A 23,576-nucleotide genomic window follows, 5' to 3' on the forward strand; every position below is an offset into this window, starting at 1 on the left:
AATGGCTATGCTATTTGCTTCCTTTTTTTATATTTTCATATAGATTATCCAATTCTCACATTCTATTTTTTTAAAACAAGTATTGTTTAATAAATCAAAACATCAATTAAATCAATAGACATAATAAAAACTATTGAAATAATCAATCATAGATTTGATTTAGTCAATTTGAAATCCGCACTCTGAGCAGGTTCCAGTCTGGAATTTAACAATCCCTCCACATTCGGGACACAGCCATCTTTCACGGTCTTCTGCCATCATGCGGCCAATTCCGGTGGTTTTGATTCTTTTTGCCGAACTTAATGTGTCAAGGTTGTGCCTTTTGACATACTTCTTCGAGTGTTTTTTGAGAAGTGGGCATGGAAACTCGCTGCAGCGCCCACAGTAACTGAAGTTCTTTTTATCAAAACAAGTTTTAATCTTGCACTTCAGACTGGCCTTGTTTTTGCCGTCATCACTTATCAGGCAACCTCCACAGGGATTCTGATATCTTTCACAGCTGATGCAGTTGATTCCGCATGGAGCCAGCAATTTTGAATCTAGAGTTTCTGGCATTTTCATAAAGAAATTTATATAACTATCCAATAATAAATATTACTTCATGAGAATATTAGTTGTACAGGAGTCTGATTGGCTGGAGAGAAACCCTCACCAACAGCACCATCTAATGGAGAGGATGGCAGAAAGGGGCCATCAAATAAAGGTTATTGATTATCCGATAGATTGGCCGAATGATGATGATAGCGGTTTAATCTATCACAAGGAAGTGCATGAAAACGTTTCCAAAATCAAGGACGATACCCATATTGAAGTTATCAGGCCAGGATTTATCAAAATAAAAGGATTGAATTACGCTTCCTTGTTTTTTACGCATAAGCATGAAATTGAACATCAGATTGAGGAATTTCAACCGGATATAATCCTTGCATTAGGTATACTGAACTCCTATAATGCATCAAAGCTTGCAAAAAAACATAACATCCCATTTGTCTACTACTTTATCGATGTGATTTATGCATTGATTCCGGAAAAGGCATTTCAAAAGATGGGGCAGAAATTCACAGAAAAGACTATCCGCAATGCGGATTTGGTAATTACAATCAATAAGAAACTGTCTGAATTTGCATATACTGTGGGCGCAAAACCGGATTCAACAATACTGATTGATGCAGGAATTGATTTGAACAGCTATGACCCTGATTTGGACGATTCTGCAATCCGGGCAGAATATGGAATTAAGGAAGATGATATTGTCCTGTTCTTCATGGGTTGGATTTATGAATTTGCCGGCATGAAGGAACTTGCGCGTGCATTGGGTGAAAATAAGGACAAATATCCTAATTATAAGATTCTGGTCGTAGGAGATGGAGACGCATTTGATGAGATGTGTGAAATCCGTGATGAGTATGACATGGCAGACCAGCTTATTTTAACAGGAAAACAACCGTTTGAAAAGATTCCTGAGTTTCTAGCTTCAGCAGATTTCTGCCTGCTTCCGGCACATATCGATGAGCCGATAATGCAGGACATTGTGCCGATTAAGATTTATGAATATCTTGCAATGAAGAAAGTGGTGATAGCATCCGAGCTTCCAGGCCTTTCCAAGGAATTCGGATATGGTAACGGCATCGAATATATTCAGGAGGCGCCGGAGGTTTTGGAAACCGTTCAAAAAATCTTAAGTGAAGACAGGTATGATGAAATCGCAAGCAATGCCAGGGAATATGTAAAATCAAATGATTGGGAAGTAATCACCGATAAGTTCGAGCGGGCAATGCTAAAGCTACTATAGATTTTTCAGGTAATATTATGAATCAAAAAGATTATGAAGAGCAATTGGCAAAAGCAGTTGATTTCCATGGCCATCTCTGTGGAGGAATCGCTATCGGAACCAAACTTGCAATGTACGGGCTGGAGCTGCTTGGAATACCATTAAATGAAAGGCATAAAAATTTAATCGTATTCTTGGAAATTGACCGATGCATGTCTGATGCGGTGCAGTCAGTTACAGGATGTTCAATGGGCAAAAGAACATTGAAACAAATGTATTATGGCAAATTTGCAGCAACATTCTACAATCAGGGCACCGGTGAAGCTTTAAGAATCGCAGATGCAGATGCAAACAAGAAATACAAGAGGGATGAAAGCAAGGATGAAATGATTGAACGTTTCAGAAAAACCCCTCCCGAAGAGTTATTCAAGGTCGAAAAGGTAAAAATCGAATTGGGTCCGGGTGATCTTCCGGGAAAACCTTATACCACAGCTTTCTGTTCAGTTTGTGGTGAAAAGGTCTCTGATGGCAGACATAAACTGATTGGAGGAAAACCTGTTTGCAAATCCTGCGCTGAAGGGTCTTACTACGAAATAATTGAAGAATAACTTAGTATTTTTATTCTTATTATTTTTTTTATTTTTTTTAATCTTTAACTTTTTTTTTAATTCTTTCTTATTTTTATCTTATTTTATTTTAAATTTCTTTATTCCATAAAATAAGTATTTTAATTCTTTTTTTATTAATTTTAAGATGTAAGTAAGCACTTGCATTCGAAAACCTTTATATATGGTCTTATTCATACAATTACTTGTGCCAATAAGTGTTAATGTGATTAACACTGCACCTATAAAATTATTAATGGGTGATATTATGGATATTTCAAAAAAATTATTATTAACTTTACTTGCAATATTTTGTGTAATTGCATCTGCTGGTGCAGTATGTGCAGCTGATGCATACAGTGATGGAGGATATGATGGATTAGGCTATTCTGATGAAAGTGGAGATTGGGCAGGTAGCCAATACAGTGATGACGATCAAGGTGGATACTCTGGTAGCCAATACAGTGATGACGATCAAGGTGGATACTCTGGTAGCCAATACAATGAAGATGAACAAGGCGGATATGCAGGTAGCCAATATGATGTAGATGAACAAGGCGGTTATGCTGGCAGCCAATATGATGTAGATGAACAAGGCGGTTATGCTGGCAGCCAATACAACGAAACTTTAGAAAACGCTGCTGCAGGAGAACCAGTAAACGATACTGTTGTAGCAGACAACATGACTGCTGATGCAACTTCCTCCCACACAATGTTAGAAACAGGTAATCCAATTCTAGCATTATTTGCAGTCACTGCAATCATAGGCGGTTTATCATTTTTCAAAAGAAACTAGAATTATAAGTTACAGGCAGGATTTCCGATCCTGCTTCCACCTCTCTTTTTTAAAAATTTTTTAATATTTTCTCTTTGAATAACCTATTTTTACGATACATTTATAAATACATAAAACAAATATTTGATTACTGTTATTTTTTAGCAGTGATAATTACTTTTTTTGGGATAAGTTCCCATATGGATGTGGCCTTCGTGGCTGAACAAAAAGGTGTTATTTATGTATAAATATATTAGAGACGCATGGAAAAACCCAGATGAGTCCTACGTACGTGAACTCATGTGGCAAAGAGCTCCAAAATGGAGCAAACAAAAAGCAGTTCAAAGAATTGACAGACCTACCAGACTCGACAGAGCTAGAAGTTTAGGTTACAGAGCTAAAAAAGGTTTCATTGTAGTAAGAACCAGAGTAAGACGTGGTGGAAGAAGGAAAACTCGTCGTTTCAATGGTCGTAAACCTAAAAGAATGGGTGTAAACAAAATTACCCAAGCAAAATCCATTCAAAGAATTGCTGAAGAACGTGTAGCTAAAAAATACCCTAACTTAGAAGTATTGAACTCCTACTGGGTATGGTCTACAGGAAAACATAAATATTATGAAGTAATTTTAGTAGATCCACAAAGTCCTTCTATCGTTAACGATAAAAAAATCAATTGGATCTGTTCCAAAAAACACACTAACAGAGCTCTCAGAGGCTTAACCAGTGCTGGTAACAAAGGACGTGGAATCAAATCTAAAGGAAAAGGCTCTGAACAAGCCAGAAGAAGAAAAATCTAATTTTTCTTCAATCCTTTTTTATTTTTTTGATTTTAATGATTCATAATATTAAATTCAGGGCTTTCGTTTATGAAGATGAAAGCGTTGACGAGATTTCTCAAGCTATTTTAAACATTTTGCCTGAAGCCGAAATCGAAGCCGAAGAAGCTGAGGGATTACTTGAAGATAAGATTATAATCTTATCCGGTGTTGTATCCAAAAAGAGATACACAAAGACTTTTTTTAACACTCTTCTTGAGTGGACAGATTTGGATAAACTGAATGATGATTTAGAGCGCAAAATCGATGAAAAGGGTAACTGGTTTTTAAGATTCGATAAGGAAGACGCTCTGGATGAAATCTGGACCATTTTGGATAAGGGCGATGCAATTCATCTCAAGGTAAAGATTGCAGCATATCCTGCCAAAAAAGAGATTGCAGTCGATAAGGTCCGTGAAGCTATTTTAAACGATTAAAATGGAATTTGATCAAATCATTCAGGAATTTGAAAGATTGTCAGATGTTGATTTTGCCGAAAACATGAAAAAGTTCGGCATTCACTATGTCAGGAGTTATGGGTTGAGGCTTCCTCAGATTAGAAAAGTCGCAAAGCAGTGTGGTAAAAACCATGATTTGGCATTGAAACTTTGGAATCATGGATATCATGAGACTTACCTCTTGGCAACATTAGTGGAGGAGAGCGAAAAGGTCGATTCCGAGCAATTGGATGATTGGGTCAATACATTCTATTCATGGGATTTGGTTGACCAGGCATGCATTAACCTGTTAAGATTCATCCCCGAAGCTCGTGAAAACATTTTCATCTGGTGTGATTCGGATGAGGAATTTGTCAAAAGGACAGCATTCAGCCTGGTAGCTGTTTTGGCAGTTCATGAAAATGAATCCGATTTTGAAATGTATTTTGATATTCTAAAGGAAGGCTCTAAGGACAACCGAAATTTCGTTAAGAAATCGGTCAACTGGGCGATAAGGCAAATCGGAAAGATTGACTTGGAAAACAACAGAAAAGCCTTGAACCTTGCTTATGAAATACTGGAAATGGACAATAAGGTAAGCAAATGGGTTGCACGTGGTGCAATCAGGGAACTTGAAAGCGAAAAGGTCCAGTCAAAGTTTAAGTAAACTTTATTTTATCGTTTTTCCAATATACTATCAAGGTGTTTAAATGGAAAAGCAAAGCTATTATTTGATAATATTGTTGGTTGCCTTCGTAATCTGCATCGGAGTGTTCTGGTTCCAGTTCAACAATGATGTGGCAACTTTCATAATGATAAACGAGACTGAAGTTGCTGAGAACGGCTCATTTTCAGGAATGCTGGTTGACGCTTACGGATATGGTGTGGCTAACCAGACAATAACATTCCACAAGCCCGGTCATGAAATGGGAACCATTGTAGATGTCACCACGGATGAAAATGGTGAATTCACAATAGATAATGCCCAATATCTGCCTGATGCAGGAAAGGACAATTACTATGGGGACTTTACATTTGCAGGCCATGACAAGTATCAGGGATGCACATTTGAAGGAAATGTATCGGTAGTTCCGAATTAATCCTTGAGATTAATGATAATTTTTTTAAATTATAAAAATCAATGATTAATCATGAAAAGGATTTTTAAGTTCATTGAAAAATATTTTTTCATAATTATTTTGCTTGCCGTTGCGGTTTCTTTAGTTTATCCTAACTCTTTTCAATGGGTACTGGGTGAGTATAATGGCATAAACATGTTGAACTTGCTTTTAAGTATTGTCCTTTTTACAATGGGAACCACGTTGAAGGCCAATGACTTTGCCAATGTATTTAAAAATCCAAAGGAAATCGGGGTCGGTATTTCAGCACAATATGTCATAATGCCCCTTATCGCTTTTGCCCTTGCAAGGGTCTTTTCTTTAAATGACGCTCTTACAGTCGGTCTCGTTCTGGTCGGAACTGTGCCTGGAGGAACTGCATCTGATGTAATTACATTCCTTTCAAAGGGGGATGTGGCATTGTCAGTTTCCCTAACTGCTGTATCAACAGTGATTTCGCCGGTTTTGACTCCAATAATCACATTGATTTTAATAGGGAACCAAATTCATTTCAGTCCGGTCGACATGTTCATTTCCATCCTTGAAATCGTGATTATTCCTATTGTTTTAGGTTTGATATTAAACTACAAGTTCCCTGATTTCTGTGAAAAATTAAAGGATTATCTGCCTGCCATATCCTCAATTGTGGTATGTCTGATTGTTGCAGGAGTAATAGGTGCCAATAAACAAGCTATCCTGACATCTTCAGCAATAATAATTCTTGTCATAATTCTGCAATATTTCATTGCAATGATACTTGGATTTGGAGTCGGCTATCTGGCGGGAATGGGTAAAAAGCAGATAATAACAGTGGCAATTGAGTTGGCTTTTCAAAATTCAGGATTGTCTACAGGTCTTGCAAAGACTCACTTTCCGAGTCTGTCCCAGGCAACAGTTCCCGGTGCTCTCTATTCCGTTTGGCAGAATTTTGCGGGATCACTTCTTGCATATGTTTTCAGAAAATATGTATGATGGACTTGAGTATTTTAATTTCACATTAAATGTGGTCAAACAATAATTTGGTATCTCCGGTTTAACATTTAATTCATTTTCTAATAAGGTCAATGTTAATGCAATTGCGCTTGCATAAAATAAAAGGAATGAAATCATTAATTGATTTTATTAACCGTTTCTCATTGGAAACATATGATATAAAACAGGATGATTTTCTTATTAATTCGAAATCATGATTTTTTAGGATTCAATTTTGTAAATGCCGCAGAAAGTCCGACAACAATAATTGTGATAATTGCATATATGATCATTTCGAATGAACTTTCATCAAGGAATAAATCTGCAATTCCAAATGCCCAGATAACAATTAAAAGGATAGGCAATAAATATTTTAGTGTAAACGCCCATGTTTTTCCGACCTTAAATGTTGAGAATTCATTCAATACCGGAATGACCTTTTCGACTCCATAGAACCATCCAAATATTATTGCCTGAATGCCTATAAGAATCAGTATTCCGAAATTGTTTACAAACCTGTCCACGACTCCTACCAGATAACTGCTGGAGCCTGTTGAAAAGATAACTGTACCGATACATGCAACAATCGTAAGGATTGTAACTCCTTTTTTTCTGCTCCATCCGAATTTATTGCACAAAGATGAAAGCAATGGTTCAAATAGTGCAAATGCAGAGGTAAATCCTGCAAATAATATTGATATGAACAGTAACGGAGCAATGACATGTCCCATTACTCCCATTGTATTGAATATCTGTGGGAATATGATGAATATTAATCCGGTTCCTTCGCTAATCAGATTCTGTATTGGTATTGAAGAGGTCATTGACATATATCCGAGTATTGAAAATACCCCAAAGGCTATGAAAATCTCATATAATGAGTTTATAATGACAACAATCAACACTTCATCAGTCAATTTAGAATTTTTAGGCAGATAGCTTGCATATGTATATACCATGGCCTGGCCTATGCTTAAGGAAAATATGGTCTGCCCGAACGCCGCAAGCCAGACATGCACATCATAAAGCGCAGACCAATCAGGTGTGAGCAGTATGCTTATTCCATAATGGAATCCCGGAAGGGTAAATGCATAAATAAAAATAAAGACCATGATTGTGAACAGTAATGGAATTAAAATGGTGGATAATTTACCGATTCCTTTATCCACGTCTTTAATGGATATTGCCCAAAATACTGTCCATAATATTAATGTACAGATCAATGTAGGCACTATTATCTTTGTGGATGATGATAGGTTTGAACTTCCTCCCACATAGTTTGTAAAGAATGACGCAGGGTCGTTTCCCCATCCGAAATTGAAACTGTTTAGCAGATATGCCAGGTCCCAACCTATTATGACCATATAGTAGATTACAACGATGAACACCAACAGGACCAGCATCCAAGCTATGATCTCGAATCCCGGGCGAATGCTGTGCATCAGATTGGAAAAACTTTTCTTGAAACTGAATCCCAACCCGTATTCAAGAATTAAAAAAGGAACTCCCATGACTAAGATTGCAATAACATAAGGTATGAAAAAGGAGCCTCCTCCATTGGAATACAGCACGTAACTGAACCGCCAGATATTACCTATTCCGATAGTCAGGCCTATCATGGCCAATATAAATGTTAATGTTGAATTCCATTGGGAAGTTTCGTTCATTTTTTCATCTTCGTTACTTTTATTTTATAGTCGGATAAGGTATTTCTTTTAAAAATATTGTATAATTTAACATTTATTTAATGGATTATTTATAATTATGCGAAGGAATATTTATCCAATGATGGAAAAAATTTATTACATTATTTTTTTAAATGCAAACGGATGATGAAATTGTGCAAATATTGTTATTCAGATAAAAAAAATAAAAAAAAGTTTGCAAGAAACTTGCAATAATATGTTAATCTCATTTGTTCATTTTCATGAATGAGCCCATGATTTCTTCGAAGCCTTTTCCTTCTGATGCACCTTCAAATACGTTTTTGATCATGCTAAACATATCGTGTTTTTCATCTTCAGGAGCTTCAATAGGTGCTGAACTGTCAATAGCTAAAGCAATGTCTTCTGCTTTTACAGTTTTTCTTTTTGCATATTTTGCATAAACAATTGCTCTTTTGGAGAGTTCTTCCATGTATTCTTCGATGTGTTCAGTTAATGCATCTACTGCATCAGCACTTACTCTTTCAGCACCAGCTTCTTGAATAGTCCTTTTTACAGGAGCTTTAGGAATTGCCATATTTTTCACCTCCGTTATATAAGTATATTCATAATTACATATTAAAACTTTTCCTATAATAAACAAAATTATTTAATGAAATGGGGATATTCTTGCACATTATAGATTAAATATTAGGAAAATGTGAGTAATGTTTATTGAACTAACAGCTTGTTGTATAAGATTATATTTTGTCCTAAAACACTCATTAATATATATGACTTGATATTTTAACAAATTGAGTTAAATCTTAATCATTTTAATGTTCCAATCACGCTTTTTACAAAGTCTTTTTTCTTTTCATTATGGATTCCATGCCCGCAGTCGAAATATTCCACCCTAATATTTTTGATCAGGTCCGTTACCTGTTGAAGGTCTTCATCGCTCAGGGCACCCATAATAATGCCCTCATCTCCAATTTTGGTATTTGCCTTCATGAATAATGTTTTGCAGTTAATTTCTGAAAGCAGTTTGCTGTAATTGATATTGCAGTTGAATGTGTCGTTGTAAAAGTTCTCTCCGAAGTAAGGGTCATATTGCTCCATTCCGTTGAATGCCTCTAGGAATTTTTTGGGCCAGAATCTGACTTTCAGTGGTTTGTCTGGATGTTTGTTCCGGTATTTCAGTGCAGATTCTCCAGATTTGCTTCTGATTTTTTCCCTTGAATTTTCAGGAAAGAAATTCCACATGTATTGATTCATGAAGTAATAGTAGACAAAATCCTCCTCTTCATCTTGATTGATGAAATTGTGACAAACCGTTGAAAGGTCATTGTAGTTGTAATAATCGAACCTTCTTTCTCCTGCGCTTGAAAAAAGTGGAGGGTCTTCCAGTATCAGATTATCGCAAAGGTCGGATTTTGAAGCGATATAGCAGGCAATGAGGCCTCCGGAGGAATGTCCCAATATGGATATTTTTTCATCAGTCTTATTTTGAATAAATTCAATTAAATCATCGCCCTGACTGATAATATTGTACTTTTCCTTGTTGTGGGAGCTTTTTCCATGTCCATAGCAATCGATTAGAATTAAATGGAATTTTTTGGACAATTCCTTGATAACATCGGAATAGCTGCTTGAGTTTGTACTTTGAGCATGTATTATCAGGAGTATGGGATTGCCGCTGTCAGCTTCGTAATAGTTGATAATGCTGTTGTCACTTGTTTTGTATTGGTAATTTTCAAGTTTCATTTTTATCTACCCTTTTTTTGATTCAGATATGATTCTAAATTGAAACTCTTAGAGTTTCGATGATAATGAATATTTTACAGACAAAAGAGAAAGTTATCAGATTTAGAAAAATCATTCATAATCTTCACAAAAACTTCCAAAGGATAATGAATGTCCTAAATGACAATAATATTCAGTATACCCTTCACTATCGAAATCCCCAACTATTCCGCCTCCGCTATCTAAAAATTCTTCATAGCAATGTCTGCATTTAAAGTCACAATGGCCTCCACGAACTGTTTTGGTCTTTTCTGTTTTTTTGCGGTTCATTTCTTTTTCTTTTGGGATTATAACTGTTTCCTGTTTTTTGTTCACGTTTTCCAATTCTGTTTTTATGAAGTATTTAATTTCTTCATCACTCATTTTTTCTCTTTCATGGACCAGCTTATATTTTAGACGGTCTTTAATGAGAAGTACATGTTTTTGGCGAACATTGTTTTTTCTTATTTCCGATTTGATTTCATCTGATTCGAATATCTCATCGATTGTTTTCAATATTTTCCTTTCTTCTGCTTCTTTTTCTTTAGCTATTCTTTCCCTATTTTTTTCCAGAGCCTCTTGAACTGATTGTAATAAAGGTTTTTTCTGTTTTAGGTCAGGCATGTCTATTTTTGCTCCACACTTAGTGCAAAATTTATCCTCTTTTCCTATTCTTGCTCCACAGTTTATGCAAAAGTTACCCTCATTTTTTAATTTTGTTCCGCAGCTAGTGCAAAAGTTATCATCTTTTCCTATTTTAGCTCCACAGTTAGTACAAAAATTGGCCATATTACACACTTCTCAAAGTACTCTTCTTAAACAAATTTCAGTTAAAAAAATTATTTATATTTTTTGTAATGGGATTAAATAAAAAAAGAAAAAAAAAATAAATGATATAATCATTTATATTCGTAGAACCCTTTACCTGCATTGATACCGGTTTCGCCGGCATCTATTTTTTCCTTAAGCTTTAGGGCAATTTTGCCTTGGGTGGTCTCAGGGTCTTTGGACCTAGGATCCATAATAATAATGTTATATGCAGTTACGAGACCTACAATGTCTAAAATTTGGAATGGTCCATTTGGTGAACCGGTAGCAAGTCTCCAGGTCAAATCAATTGTTTCGGGTTCTGCAACTTCCTCGGCCCATAATGCTTGTCCTGCGGATAGGAACGGAACGAGCAATGAATTAAGTACGTATCCAGGCTGTTCTTTCAGGACTTTAATTGGAACCATGTTGATGTCTTCTGCAAACTGGACAATAGCATCAAAGTATTCCTGTTCAGTTCCAGGATGAGGCATGACTTCTGCAGTGTTTTGAGCCCATATGTTATTTGCAAAGTGGAATGCAAGATACTTCTCAGGCCTTCCTGTGTGTTCTGCAAATTGGCTTGGAAGCAATGTGGATGAGTTTGTCACAACAATTGTTTTTTCCGGAAGATACTTTGCCAGCTCCTCATAAAATGGGATTTTCTGATTAGGATCTTCTGCAATTGCTTCAATTACAAGGTCGGCATCCTCTGCTGCCTCTTCATAACTTGTAGTTAATGTCAGACTGTCAAATGCTTTTTGAGCTTGCTCTTTTAAAGAGTCTATCTCTTCATTGCTTAGGTCAGTTTTTTTGCTAAATCCTCTACAGTATGCGGTTTTATCGGTTTTCATTTGTTCAAGTGTGCCTAAATAGATGTTCAATAATCTTTCAAATTTAGGTTTGGCTCTTTCAATTGAACCTTCACTTCTTAACCAAACTGTCACATCGAATCCGCAGAATGCAGATTGATAAGCAATCTGACTGCCTAATACTCCTCCGCCAGCTACTACTACTTTTTTAATATCCATTTGAATCACCATGTTAAATGTATGAATTATATTCTATCAAAAAATTAAATATAATTCGTTATTTACTATTATAACTATTTAAAATATTTAAAATTTTTTAAATAATTTCAACTTTTGAATATTTAAGGGACATTTGGTTAACGGTGCTATGCAAATTCCAGAGGAAGCTGCCCTAAAATTTGCCGGATATTTAAATGTTATTCTGATTTTGTCGCATTGTTTTTTTTTAAAACAAAAAATATATAAATTCACTAATTTAATATTAATTTAGAGAATTAGTATTTAATTAGGAATTTACTTAAAATACTTTTATTCAAACATTTGAATATTCTCATAGTCCCGTAGGGTAGCGGCAATCCTTTTGGGCCCTGGACCCAAAGACAGCGGTTCGACTCCGCTCGGGACTACTTTTTTTGGTTTGCGTATCCCCATTGTCACCAAGACAGGAAGTTCAATAATATTTGTGATAACCGTTAATGTAGTATATTTTAATTTTAAATATTTTGTTTAAAATATAATGAAAAGGCTAATTAGTTGATATTAAATATCATGTGATATATACTAATATTAATTATTGTTTAAAACCCTGGTGAGTATTATGCAAAATTTAAAAGGCTATAATGACTGTTTAACAAATATACCTAATGTTAATGAATCAACATTCAATCAAATTATTTTAAATTTTGAAAAAAAAATTCAGGAATCCTTTTTTATTTCAGCAATGTCTGTTTATTTATCCAGAATAAATCAATCTGAAGGGATTGTTTTTAAAATTTACAGAAATAATAAAGAAATTCCTCTAAAAATCAAGTATAATGAGAATAGTTCAGTCAATTATTTATTATCGGAAGTCGACGAATTGATAAATAATTTACAAGAGGAAAATTATATTTTTGATAATGAACTGTTGCATGCTTACTCTATTTTTAACATAGAAAATAATTTTGAGTTTGTTCCTCATGAAAAATCTATTTTAAACTGTTTGTTTGATGAAAATTCCGTTAAATTCGTTTATAATGACAGTATTTTTTCACAAGTTCAGATGGAATTTTTAATTGACAATATTAAGGATTTAATTAAACGTATGGATGAAAATCCGGACATTCCATTAAAAGATTTGAATATTGTCTCGGATAATGAAATGGAGTTGTTAAAAAGATTTTCAAAAACAGACAGATTGGATTTCGATAAAAATGAAACAATAATGAATTATATTCATGATAATGCTTTAAAAATGCCAAATCAGGTAGCTGTCTCCGATACAATAACTGATATAACTTATGATGAATTTGATCGATATATTAATGCGTTATCAGCCATATTGCATAATCTGGGTGTTGAAAAAGGTGAATGCGTTGGTGTTCTGCTTCCAAGAATTCCAATGTACATTGTCTCTTGTATGGGAATTACAAGAAACGGTTCCGTTTTTGTTCCTCTTGATTTAACATATCCAAAGGACAGAATTGATTATATTATTGAAGAAAGTGAGATGGATTATATCATATCTTCCAAAAGTGTTGATTTCACTTCCCAATTTGAAGACAAAAATATTTTATACATAGAGGATTTGGATTTAGACACTGATGAAGTATCTCCAAATAATGTGGTTGCTAGCGATTTAGCAGCAATATACTTTACTTCAGGCTCAACAGGCAATCCTAAAGGAGTAAAAGTGTCTCATTACACTTTTTTACTTGAAGCATTGTATTCTTCAAAATATTTAACCTCAGGTTCAGACATTGCATGTTACGTTAACTTAACATTTGCGTTTTCAGTCGTATCATACGCCTCTTTTATTAAAGGGGCTAATTGCATAATATTAAACGAACATTTGAAAGAGAATGTTCCGGAATTAATCGAATTTTTACAGGTAACTCCACTTGATGCTTTAATTTTACCTACAGTTCTAGGTGCAACCATATTGGAGCGAACCGAAATTAAAACAAAGAATATGATCATAGCCGGTGAAAGATTAAAAGAAGCAACACCAACAATTTTAAGCCGTAAAACAAATTTAATCAATTGTTATGGTTCTACTGAAGCTTTAGTAATGGCTTATCAGGATGTTAAAAAAGCATCTCAATTAGATGAGATTCCTGTGGGTTACCCTGCAGGAAATACATGGGTTTATATTTTAGATAAAAACAATATGCCCGTTCCAATTGGAGTTCCCGGAGAAATTGTCGCATCCGGTTTAAAATTGGCTCTAGGATATCACAATAATGAAACACAGACTAATGAAACCTTTGTTGAAAATCCATTTTCAGATTGTTGGGAAAATGAAAGAATGGTTCACACTAGAGATCAGGGGTATCTCACTTTTGACGGCGAACTTGTGGTTAAAGGAAGAATCGACAGGCAAATCAAGCTTAGAGGTTTAAGGATTGAGCCTGGAGAGATTGAAAATGTCGTTTTAAATTATTCCCCATCAATCACTAATGTGGTTGTTGAACTTAGAAATGATAACCTTGTATGCTATTATATCAGTGATGGCGAAATCGATGAGGATGACTTAAATGAGTTCATTAAGAGTAAAGTGACTCCATATATGGTTCCTTCATTTTATATGAAAATGGATGAGTTCCCGCTTAACCTAAATGGAAAAGTGGATGTCAAGGCTCTTCCAACACCTGAATTTGATATTGAAGAAATTATTGAGCCAGAAACAGAGATGGAAATTAAATTGTTTGAGATTATCTCAAAAGTTTTAAAAACAGATAAATTTGGTGTCACCACTGACTTAATTAAATTAGGTTTGACTTCACTTTCATCAATAAAAATTGCTTATGAAATAGCATCCAATTGGGGAGTGCAACTCAGTATTAAAGAGCTTAGTGAATCAAAAGACATTCAAAACCTGGCAACTTTAATTGACACTCCAATTGAATCTGCAGAGGTATCCCATGAAAAGCAAGACCTCTATCCTTTAAGCCAAAATCAGCTGGGAGTTTACTTTGAATCCATAAAATATCCTGACAAACTGATTTATAATACAACCTCTGCCGTTGATTTGGGAGCCAACATTGATGTGGAAAAGCTTAAAAGCTCAATTATTAATCTTGTAAATAAATATACTTACCTTAAAAGCATATTATTTGAGGAAAACGGTAAAACATATCTTAAAAGGCAGGACGATGAAGCTGTTGCCGTAGACATCTTTGAAAGTTTGGTTACAGATGAGATTAAAAACAGTTTTGCAAGGCCATTTGACTTGTTTAAAGGACCATTGTACCGTTTTGAAATTTATTACACAGAAGATAAAACCGTATTGCTTATGGATGTTCACCATATACTGTTTGACGGAACTTCAGTAAATCTATTTATTAATGAGCTATTGGATGAATATGATGATGTTAATAATGCAGAAGCAGTCAGTTCAGGATTCGACTTTATTTTAGATGAAAAAGAGCTTGAAGGAACTGAAAAATACCTTAAAGCTAAAGAGTTCTTTGAAGACAGGCTGGCCGATATTGAAAACGTCACTTCAATCGAGCCGGACATAATCGGTGAAAAAGAATTGGGATCTCTTAAAGAGGTTTCAGTTCCAATCAACAAGGAAAACATTTTTGAATTCTCCAAAAGGAACAGCATAACTCCAAACAGCTTGTTTTTATCTTCAACCCTTTTAACATTGTCTAAATTCTCATACACTAAGCATATGCTTTTAACTACAATTTCAAATGGAAGAATCAATCCGAAGTATTTCAAAACATTGGCAATGATTGTAAGGTCTCTTCCGATTGCAATGACTATTGATACCAATCAGAGTGTTTTGGATTATATTAATTCAGTGAATGATGCTTTTGTCGATACAATTGACAATGAATCTTATCCTTTTACCAAAATATTTGAAGAATACAATTTTGTTCCGGAAATTTATTATGCATATCAAGTGGGATTATTTGATGAGAAAGTATTGAAAAATGGAAATAAAGTTAAAGTTGAACCTTTGGAACTTGATTATCCTAAATTCAACATTTGCATATATGTTGAAGAAGATTCCGAAAACATCAATCTCATCATACGTTATAATGATCAGTTATATTCCTGTGAATTGATGGAAAAATTAGTAAAAAGCATTGATTTAGTATTAAATAAATTCATGGATTCTTTAACTCAAAATGCTTCAGATGTTTCACTTTTAACTAGCCTTGAGGAAAATGAAATAGTTAAAAATGAAAATGAGTTAATATTGGACATCCATGAACCTCTATTGAAAGATAAATTTGAATTCATTGCGTCTAAAAAAGCAGACGATATTGCAGTTTATGCAAATGACGCCAATTTAACTTTCGATGAACTTAATGCAAAAGCAAATGTGTTTGCAAATTCATTAATTGATAGGGGTTTGAAAACAAATGACAAAATCATCTTGAAATTAAATAGAACCTCTAAATTGATGATAGCACTCATAGGTGCTTTGAAAGCTGGTGTTTCATTCATTCCAGTGGATCCGAAGTATCCTCAAGAGAGAATCGCCCATATTCAGGAAGATAGCGGATGTAAGATGATTTTATCAGATAATCCTATTACTGGTGAAGTTGATATTGATGATTTGCTTGATGGAGTTAAAACTCAAAATCCAAATGTGGATTTAAAAAATGATGATATTGCACTACTGATTTACACATCAGGTTCAACAGGTCTTCCAAAAGGAGTAATGATAAAGCAGGACAGCATTACAAATTATATTAAGCCAACTCCTGAAAATTCACCAATAAATGCAATAGCAAATGAGGTTTCCAGAATGTTGTCCATAACTACCGCTTCATTTATTGCATTCCTGCGTGAATCCTTCGCATCTGTTATGAATGGAGTTCCAATGGTTCTTGCAGATGAGGAAACATCAATGAACCCTATTAGATTGGCTAAGTTAATTAAGGAATATGAAATTGACGGAATGTCAGCGACACCATCCAGACTGCAGCAATATCTAACGATTGATGATTTCAGAAGTGCTGTAAAAGATATTAATGTTATCACTATCGGTGGTGAAAAGTTCATTGAGTCATTATATCCTACATTGGTTAAGTATACTGATGCAGATATTTATAACTCCTATGGTCCAACAGAGGTAACTGTCGCATCTCATGCAAAATTGATGAAAGATAACGTTGTCTCTGAAGGAAAGCCTATCCACAACACTATAGATTCAATTGTGGACATTGACAATAATCCCCTGCCAAACAATATTGTGGGAAACATTGCGCTTGGTGGAGTGGGAGTTTCTGCAGGATATTGGAACAAACCTGAGTTAACAGAAGAGGTATTTTATACAAAAAATAATATTCCTTATTACAATACCGGTGATTTAGGCTATAGGCGTGATGACGGTGAATTGGTGGTTGTAGGAAGGGCAGACTCACAGATTAAACTTAGAGGTTTGAGAATAGAAACCGGTGAAATTGAAAACGTCATTCTAAAAAACAGCACTATTGACCTGGTATTTGTTAATGTGCAGGTCATCAATGATACCGAATACTTATGCGCATATTATGTTGCGGATTCACAAATCGATACCAATAAACTAAAAGAAGACATTTCACAGGAATTAACAGATTACATGATTCCGACATTCTTTATTCAATTGGATGAATTGCCTTTAAATCCTAACGGTAAACTGGACAGGAAAAAATTGCCTCTGCCATCAGTCGATGATGAGATAACAGAAGTTGTTGAGGCTTCCACTGAATTAGAACAACGTGTATTGGATATGTGTAGGGAAATTATTTCCAAAGAGGACTTTGGTGTCACAACCAATCTTTTCAATATTGGTTTCACATCACTTACTGTCATTCAGCTGCTTGCAAGGATTTCTGAAGAGCTAAAAGTCGATGTAAGTATAATGGACATGATGAAGTCAAAAAACATTGCGGAAATAGCCAAAATTGTTGAAAATTGCGATAAAGATGATGAGAGCCTTGAAAATGAGAATTATGAATTGACTCCAAACCAGTTGGGAGTTTATTTTGAATGCATTAAAAATCCCGACGATACCACTTATAATCTTCCAAAAAAGATTTCATTCAATAAAAACATTGATGCAATGAAATTAAGGGAGTCTATCATAAAAGCAATAGATTTACATCCATTTTTAAAAAATAGAATAGTCATCGATGGCGCCAAAGTACTTAACCGCAAATGTGAATCTATTGGAATCGATGAAATAGAGATTGAGGAAATAAATGAAATAACTTCTGATGTTGTATCTAAGTTCGTCGAACCTTTTGATATTATAGATAATCAATTATTCAGATTTAAAATTTATGTAACTCCATCCAATACTGTTTTACTCGCTGATTTCCATCATTTGATTGTTGACGGTACTTCACTTAATGTTTTATTCAATGATATTTCAGCAATATATGACGGGGATGAAGATAGGCTAAGCAATGCTGGAGCCGACACTTATGAGTATATTTCAAAAGAAAATAACTACAAACTGTCCGAAGATAATGCGAAAAGTGAGAAGTTCTTTGATGATATGCTGTGTGATTTTGATGAAAATACGGTTTTAACTACAAATCTCACCGGGGATGAAGAAAATGCTGATCTTGCCGTGGTCAGATCAAGGATTGAAAAAGATATGGTTGATGAATTCTGCAGCCATCAAAAAATTAGTCCAAACATTTTATTCATGTCTTCGACCGTATTAACTCTTAGCAAATATGTATCAAATACTGATATTCTAATATCAACACTGTTCAATGGTAGAAATAATCCTAAATATCAAAATACCATTGGTATGCTGGTTAAAACAATACCGATTGCATTTAAAACAGATAGAAATATGGATATTAAAAAATATTTTGAATTTGTCAATAACATCTGGCTAAATGTTTTAAACCATTCCTCTTATAATTATGTTGAGATTGCAAACAAATACGAATTGAATACTGATTTCCTATATGCATTTCATGGAAAGATCATTGAAGAGGTATCTTTGAATGGTGAAAAATACCCGAGGGAATCAATCGACCATGATTTGATGTCCTGTAAAATAAGTTTAAATGTCATTGAAGTCGATGATGATTATGAAATCTCTGTGGATTATAATGATGAACTCTACACTGAAGATTACGTATCCACATTCATCAATTCCGTTATAACCATCATAAAGGAATTTATGGCAAATGATAATGTTTTATCTGATATTAAGCTTAAGGATATTGCAATCATCCCGGAAGATAGTGAAATCGAGTTTGAAGATATCGATGTTAATGTCGTTCACAGGTTATTTGAAAACAGGGTAAAGGAAAATCCTGATAAAACTGCTTTAATTAGTTGTGATGGCGAATTTACCTATGACCAGTTAAATAGGAAAGCCAATCGCGTTGCTCATGCCCTTATTAAAAGGGGAGTAAAGATAGGAGATAAGGTCTTGCACATGCTTCCAAGAACAAGCAATATATTGCTTGCCACTTTGGGAATATTGAAAGCTGGTGCAACATTCATACCTTTAGCCAATGACTATCCTGAGGAACGTGTAGAATATATTCGTGGAAATTGTGAGGCCAAATGGATAATTTCAGATAATGATTTCGAAAATGCAATCAGGATAGAAGATTTATTAAATGAATCTTCTGATGAAAGCAACCCTAATCTCGAAATCCCGGCTGACAGTCTTGCATATATGATTTACACTTCAGGTTCGACTGGAAATCCTAAGGGAGTAATGGTTACTCACAACAATATTTCAAATTTCCTTGTCAATGACGAGAGAAATTTAACTTATAGGTATTATAGCAGTGTTGAACGTGTGCTTGCATTGACAACCGTTTCATTCGATGCATCAATTCTTGATTTGCTGGGCACAATGTCATTTGGAAATACGCTGATATTTGCAAGTGATTCACAGACAAAGGATGTTTTTGAACTCACTGATTTAATCAAAAGAACTAGACCTGAATTGTTGGATACAACACCTTCAAGATTATTGCAATTTTTGGAATTTGACTGTTTTGAAGATTTAATGAGCAGTTTTAAAATATTCACAATAGGAGGGGAGAAATTCTCCGTTGAATTATTGGATGCGCTTGAAGATTTCCAATGTGATGTGTATAATGCATATGGGCCTACCGAAACCACGATTCAAAGTAATGTGAAAAAAATTGACGGAAAGAATAGGATTAGTGTTGGAAAAGCTTTATATCCTTTTGTCACAGACGTAAGGGATGTCGATGGTAAACTATTGCCTGATGGAGTGGTTGGTGAGCTGTATATTGGAGGTCCATGTGTAACTAAAGGATACTACAATAATCCTGAAAAGACCGCTGAGGTTTATACAACAATAAATAATATTCCATATTATCGCAGTGGGGATTATGCATATAAATTTGATGATGAAATATACATTCTTGGCAGAATCGATAATCAAATCAAGCTTAGGGGATTGAGGATCGAACCGGATGAGATTTCAAATGTCATCTCACAGTATGGCCCTATAAACAGTTCCATTGTTGTGATAAAGAAAATTAATGGAATTGAACATCTATGCGCTTATTATACTGCTTCTGAAAAGATTGATGTAACTGATTTGAAAACCAGTATCTCAAATAGATTGACACCATATATGGTTCCAACGGCATATATGCAATTGGATTCATTTCCTCAAACTGCAAACGGTAAAACGGATATTAAAAACTTGCCTGAACCGGAATTAACTTTGGATTATGTTGCACCTGAAAATGAAGTTGAGGCATTCTTTGCAAAAAGCTTTGAGGAAATATTGGGAATTGATAAGGTTGGTGTAACCAATAACTTCTTTGAAATCGGCGGAACATCCCTGTTAGTAACTAAAGTTACAATAAATGCAATAAACAACGGGTATGATATTAATTATGGGGATTTATTTGCAAATCCAACCCCTAGACAATTGGCCGAGTTTATTTCATCCGACGATAATGCCGTAAAAAATGAGATTGCCGATTATGACTACACTTTAATTGACAACTTATTGGCGAAAAACAACATCAAAAACTTCTTCAATGAACCATGCAGCGATAGTTTAGGCAATGTCTTATTGACCGGAGCCACCGGGTTTTTAGGAATTCATATTTTACGGGAGTTGCTGGAAAATGATGCCGGAAACATATACTGTCTTATCAGGTCTAAAGGCAATCTAAGCGGAGAGGATAGATTAAAATTATTATTATTTTATTATTTCTCGACCGATTATGCTGATTTCTTCCATGATAGGCTGCATATTGTTGATGGAGATATAACTGACTTTGAAGACTTCAGAAAACTCATCCCATATGACATTAACACAATAATAAACAGTGCGGCCAATGTGAAACATTTCTCATCAGGCACAGACATCGAAGATATTAATTATGGCGGTGTGCTCAACGGATTGGAATTTGCGAAATTAAAGAAATGTAAATATGTTCAGGTTTCAACTGTAAGCACTGCAGGTGAAAGCATCAATAACTATCCTCCGGAGGATAGGCTTTACTGTGAACAGGATTTATACATTGGTCAGAAGGTTGACAATCAGTATCTTGGCAGCAAATTCCTGGCTGAAAGAGCAGTGCTGCAGGCTGCATGTGATGACCAGCTTGATGTTAAGATTATGAGGGTTGGAAACTTAATGGCAAGGACTTCAGACAGTGAATTCCAGATTAACTTCCGTTCAAACGGTTTCATCAACAGGCTTAAATCATTTGTTACAGTTGGCAAATTCCCATATTCAATGCTAAATAATAATTTTGAACTGAGTCAGATTGACACAACCGCAAAATCAATTGTTGAACTGTCAAAGACTCCAAAAAATTGTGTAGTATTCCATCCATACAATAATCATTTTGTAACCTTCGCAGATATCCTGAACATTTTCGAATCTTTAGATATCGATATTGAAATTGTAGACCAGGATGAATACGAAAGGTCATTTGAAGAAACAATGAAGGATGAAAGTAAGCAAGATGGACTTTCAGGATTCATCACTTCAATTGGAGAAGGTAAAGAGAAGAAAATATGGGTTAAAGATGAAAATGATTATACAATCCAGGTATCTCATTTATTAGGTATAAACTGGCCTTTAATATCTGAGGAATACATCTATAATTTCATCAAATTCCTTAAAGACTTTGGATTTTTTGATTAGGGGAGAGTGATACTGTGTATGAAAGAAATCATGATTTAATATATAGCAAATTCAAGGAATTTTTCTTTCCAACATTATTGACTGCTATGGCGGGAAATATCTGTCTGGTTGTAGATTCCATACTTGTAAGTTTCTTCGTTGGTGTGGCAAACTTGTCTGCAATACAATTGGTTTCACCACTGCTTACCTTTGTGAATCTGATTTATTGGATGGTCGGACTTGGGGGAAGCATCCTCTGTTCGGTTTCTAAAGCGGAATTTGATGATGAGTCAAGCAACAGTTATTTTTCCATATCGATTTCATCCCTTATCATATTGGGAATAATCATCACAATCGTCGGATTGGTATTTTCAAATAATATTCTAGGTGTTTTATGCAGGGCTCAACAATTATTGCCTATGGTAAACTCATTTTACACAGTCACATTATTGGGAATACCTTTTTTATGCTATCTGATGTCAGTATCCTATTTTGTCAGGGTTGATGGAATGCCTAATTTGGCTTTTAGAGCCATACTGCTGGCCAATATTGTTAATCTTTGTTTTGATGTTATTTTCATGGGCGTTCTTAAGATAGGCATTGGCGGCGCAGCATGGGCGACATTAGTTGGTTATGCAGTAGGATCCGTTTTTATTTCAACATATTTCTTCAAGTCAGAAAGAACATTAAAATTTATCAAGTTAAAAGTAAAAGCATTCTTTGATAAGTTTAGGGAAATTTGCAAATCCGGTTTTCCGAGTTCATCAACACAGTTATACTTCACACTCAAAATATACTTTTATAATGTTTTGATTACCCTTTTTGTAGGGGAAACCGGCATAGCGGCATTTTCAATTTGTGACAACAGCACATTCATCCTATATATGTTTCTAATCGGGGCATCTCAGACAATGTCTTCACTCGTTTCGGTTTACTTTAAGGAAGAGGATTATTCCAGCGTTTCCTACATTGTTAAAAAATCATTAATGTTCGCGCTAATTCCAAGTGTTGCATTTTCACTGATCATAATTCTTTGCCCGAATGTAATGTTGATGCTGTATAGCGTTAAAAATCCGGCATTCGTGCCTACTGTATTAAATGCATTGAGAATATTCGCAATTAGTTTTGTCGGTGTTGCAATAACATTCCTATTCACTTTTTATTCTCAGGCTATTCAGAAAAATTCAATTTCTTCAATCGTTTCACTGCTTGAAGGATTGATTTTCCCTTGCGGGTCTGCAGCAATATTGCTGTTCATTCTCGGGGAAAATGGTATCTGGATTTCATTTGCAGTAGCCGAAGCAGCTACAATTCTATTCATTTTCATATATTCAAGATATTTGAACAGAAAAACCGATGGGGAATATACCGGATTCTTTATTAATAAGCATAATGATGATAAAAAAGTATTTGAGTATACAATTGATGGCAATGTTAAAGACGCTGTTGAGCTGGCCCATCAAGTTCAGGATTATTTGTCTGGAAACAAGTCTTCTGCTCTAGTCAGTTTAGCAATTGAAGAGATGCTTGTAAATATAATTAATATCAACGATAATATTGATGCAATTGATGTCATTGTTAGAGATAATGATGATAACATATTGATCTCCATTAAAGATAATGGAATCGACTTTAATCCTGTAATTGAAAATGATGATCTTGAATTTGATAATATCAGTGTTTTAAATAAAATTGCAGATAAAAATGATTATTCTAGAGTGTTGGGTTT

15 protein-coding genes, 1 tRNA gene and 1 pseudogene are annotated in these 23,576 nt (G+C 34.7%); 11 read left to right on the forward strand and 6 right to left on the reverse strand.

The window, feature by feature from the left end:
* Positions 1-159: 159 nt before the first annotated feature.
* On the reverse strand, positions 160-561 hold the full coding sequence (locus E7Z79_RS06345; protein ID WP_303739128.1) for a DUF3795 domain-containing protein: 402 nt from the start codon (positions 559-561) through the stop codon (positions 160-162).
* A gap of 40 nt (positions 562-601) precedes the next feature.
* Here E7Z79_RS06345 and E7Z79_RS06350 point away from each other — a divergent pair, with 40 nt between their 5' ends.
* The 8 genes from E7Z79_RS06350 (at position 602) to E7Z79_RS06385 (ending at position 6,494) form a co-directional block, all read left to right on the forward strand.
* A complete protein-coding gene (locus E7Z79_RS06350) occupies positions 602-1,792 on the forward strand; it encodes a glycosyltransferase (protein ID WP_303739129.1) in 1,191 nt (396 codons plus the stop codon).
* A gap of 14 nt (positions 1,793-1,806) precedes the next feature.
* Complete coding sequence (locus E7Z79_RS06355; protein WP_303739143.1) at positions 1,807-2,379, forward strand: FmdE family protein; 573 nt, start codon at positions 1,807-1,809, stop codon at positions 2,377-2,379.
* A 265-nt stretch (positions 2,380-2,644) separates the two neighbouring features.
* On the forward strand, positions 2,645-3,172 hold the full coding sequence (locus E7Z79_RS06360) for a hypothetical protein (protein WP_303739130.1): 528 nt from the start codon (positions 2,645-2,647) through the stop codon (positions 3,170-3,172).
* Positions 3,173-3,391: 219 nt separating this feature from the next.
* On the forward strand, positions 3,392-3,949 hold the full coding sequence (locus tag E7Z79_RS06365) for a 50S ribosomal protein L15e (RefSeq protein WP_303739131.1): 558 nt from the start codon (positions 3,392-3,394) through the stop codon (positions 3,947-3,949).
* A 35-nt stretch (positions 3,950-3,984) separates the two neighbouring features.
* Complete coding sequence (locus E7Z79_RS06370; protein WP_303739132.1) at positions 3,985-4,404, forward strand: RNA-binding protein; 420 nt, start codon at positions 3,985-3,987, stop codon at positions 4,402-4,404.
* Position 4,405: 1 nt separating this feature from the next.
* A complete protein-coding gene (locus E7Z79_RS06375; RefSeq protein ID WP_303739133.1) occupies positions 4,406-5,071 on the forward strand; it encodes a DNA alkylation repair protein in 666 nt (221 codons plus the stop codon).
* Positions 5,072-5,114: 43 nt separating this feature from the next.
* Positions 5,115-5,504, forward strand: a complete 390-nt coding sequence (locus tag E7Z79_RS06380) for a hypothetical protein (protein WP_303739134.1) — start codon at positions 5,115-5,117, stop codon at positions 5,502-5,504.
* Between the two features lie 51 nt (positions 5,505-5,555).
* The gene (locus E7Z79_RS06385) at positions 5,556-6,494 is read left to right on the forward strand and encodes a bile acid:sodium symporter family protein (RefSeq protein ID WP_303739135.1); all 939 of its coding nucleotides are present in this window, start codon (positions 5,556-5,558) and stop codon (positions 6,492-6,494) included.
* A 212-nt stretch (positions 6,495-6,706) separates the two neighbouring features.
* On the opposite strand, the gene E7Z79_RS06390 is transcribed toward E7Z79_RS06385, so the two are convergent.
* The 5 genes and pseudogenes from E7Z79_RS06390 to E7Z79_RS06410 form a co-directional block, all read right to left on the reverse strand.
* Entirely contained in the window at positions 6,707-8,161 is a 1,455-nt protein-coding gene (locus tag E7Z79_RS06390) for a sodium-dependent transporter (protein ID WP_303739136.1), read from the reverse strand.
* A gap of 382 nt (positions 8,162-8,543) precedes the next feature.
* Positions 8,544-8,735, reverse strand: a pseudogene (locus E7Z79_RS06395) (histone family protein); the annotation flags it as partial.
* A 233-nt stretch (positions 8,736-8,968) separates the two neighbouring features.
* Positions 8,969-9,904 (reverse strand): alpha/beta hydrolase, encoded by a 936-nt coding sequence (locus tag E7Z79_RS06400; RefSeq protein ID WP_303739137.1) that lies wholly within the window; start codon positions 9,902-9,904, stop codon positions 8,969-8,971.
* 111 nt (positions 9,905-10,015) lie between these two features.
* Entirely contained in the window at positions 10,016-10,711 is a 696-nt protein-coding gene (locus E7Z79_RS06405; RefSeq protein ID WP_303739138.1) for a zinc ribbon domain-containing protein, read from the reverse strand.
* A gap of 110 nt (positions 10,712-10,821) precedes the next feature.
* Positions 10,822-11,760, reverse strand: a complete 939-nt coding sequence (locus E7Z79_RS06410) for a 3-hydroxyacyl-CoA dehydrogenase (RefSeq protein ID WP_303739139.1) — start codon at positions 11,758-11,760, stop codon at positions 10,822-10,824.
* 335 nt (positions 11,761-12,095) lie between these two features.
* Here E7Z79_RS06410 and E7Z79_RS06415 point away from each other — a divergent pair.
* The 3 genes from E7Z79_RS06415 to E7Z79_RS06425 form a co-directional block, all read left to right on the forward strand.
* Positions 12,096-12,167: transfer RNA gene (locus E7Z79_RS06415), tRNA-Gln, on the forward strand.
* 575 nt (positions 12,168-12,742) lie between these two features.
* Positions 12,743-21,868, forward strand: coding sequence for a D-alanine--poly(phosphoribitol) ligase subunit DltA (gene dltA, locus E7Z79_RS06420; protein WP_303739141.1), 9,126 nt, complete (start codon positions 12,743-12,745; stop codon positions 21,866-21,868).
* A gap of 14 nt (positions 21,869-21,882) precedes the next feature.
* Positions 21,883-23,576: MATE family efflux transporter (locus E7Z79_RS06425; protein WP_303739142.1), on the forward strand; the 1,694-nt coding region annotated here is incomplete at its 3' end.

Origin of the sequence: Methanobrevibacter thaueri (assembly GCF_015062905.1) — an archaeon.
Lineage (GTDB): Archaea > Methanobacteriota > Methanobacteria > Methanobacteriales > Methanobacteriaceae > Methanocatella > Methanocatella thaueri_A.

What these genes read in the sequence shown, in the direction of transcription:
- E7Z79_RS06360 (WP_303739130.1), top strand. Translation starts at nt 2,645, where the DNA reads ATGGATATTTCAAAAAAATTATTATTAACTTTACTTGCAATATTTTGT.
- E7Z79_RS06375 (WP_303739133.1), top strand. Translation starts at nt 4,406, where the DNA reads ATGGAATTTGATCAAATCATTCAGGAATTTGAAAGATTGTCAGATGTT.
- E7Z79_RS06365 (WP_303739131.1), top strand. Translation starts at nt 3,392, where the DNA reads ATGTATAAATATATTAGAGACGCATGGAAAAACCCAGATGAGTCCTAC.
- E7Z79_RS06345 (WP_303739128.1), bottom strand. Translation starts at nt 561, where the DNA reads ATGAAAATGCCAGAAACTCTAGATTCAAAATTGCTGGCTCCATGCGGA.
- E7Z79_RS06400 (WP_303739137.1), bottom strand. Translation starts at nt 9,904, where the DNA reads ATGAAACTTGAAAATTACCAATACAAAACAAGTGACAACAGCATTATC.
- E7Z79_RS06380 (WP_303739134.1), top strand. Translation starts at nt 5,115, where the DNA reads ATGGAAAAGCAAAGCTATTATTTGATAATATTGTTGGTTGCCTTCGTA.
- E7Z79_RS06370 (WP_303739132.1), top strand. Translation starts at nt 3,985, where the DNA reads ATGATTCATAATATTAAATTCAGGGCTTTCGTTTATGAAGATGAAAGC.
- E7Z79_RS06350 (WP_303739129.1), top strand. Translation starts at nt 602, where the DNA reads ATGAGAATATTAGTTGTACAGGAGTCTGATTGGCTGGAGAGAAACCCT.
- E7Z79_RS06385 (WP_303739135.1), top strand. Translation starts at nt 5,556, where the DNA reads ATGAAAAGGATTTTTAAGTTCATTGAAAAATATTTTTTCATAATTATT.
- E7Z79_RS06390 (WP_303739136.1), bottom strand. Translation starts at nt 8,161, where the DNA reads ATGAACGAAACTTCCCAATGGAATTCAACATTAACATTTATATTGGCC.
- E7Z79_RS06410 (WP_303739139.1), bottom strand. Translation starts at nt 11,760, where the DNA reads ATGGATATTAAAAAAGTAGTAGTAGCTGGCGGAGGAGTATTAGGCAGT.
- E7Z79_RS06405 (WP_303739138.1), bottom strand. Translation starts at nt 10,711, where the DNA reads ATGGCCAATTTTTGTACTAACTGTGGAGCTAAAATAGGAAAAGATGAT.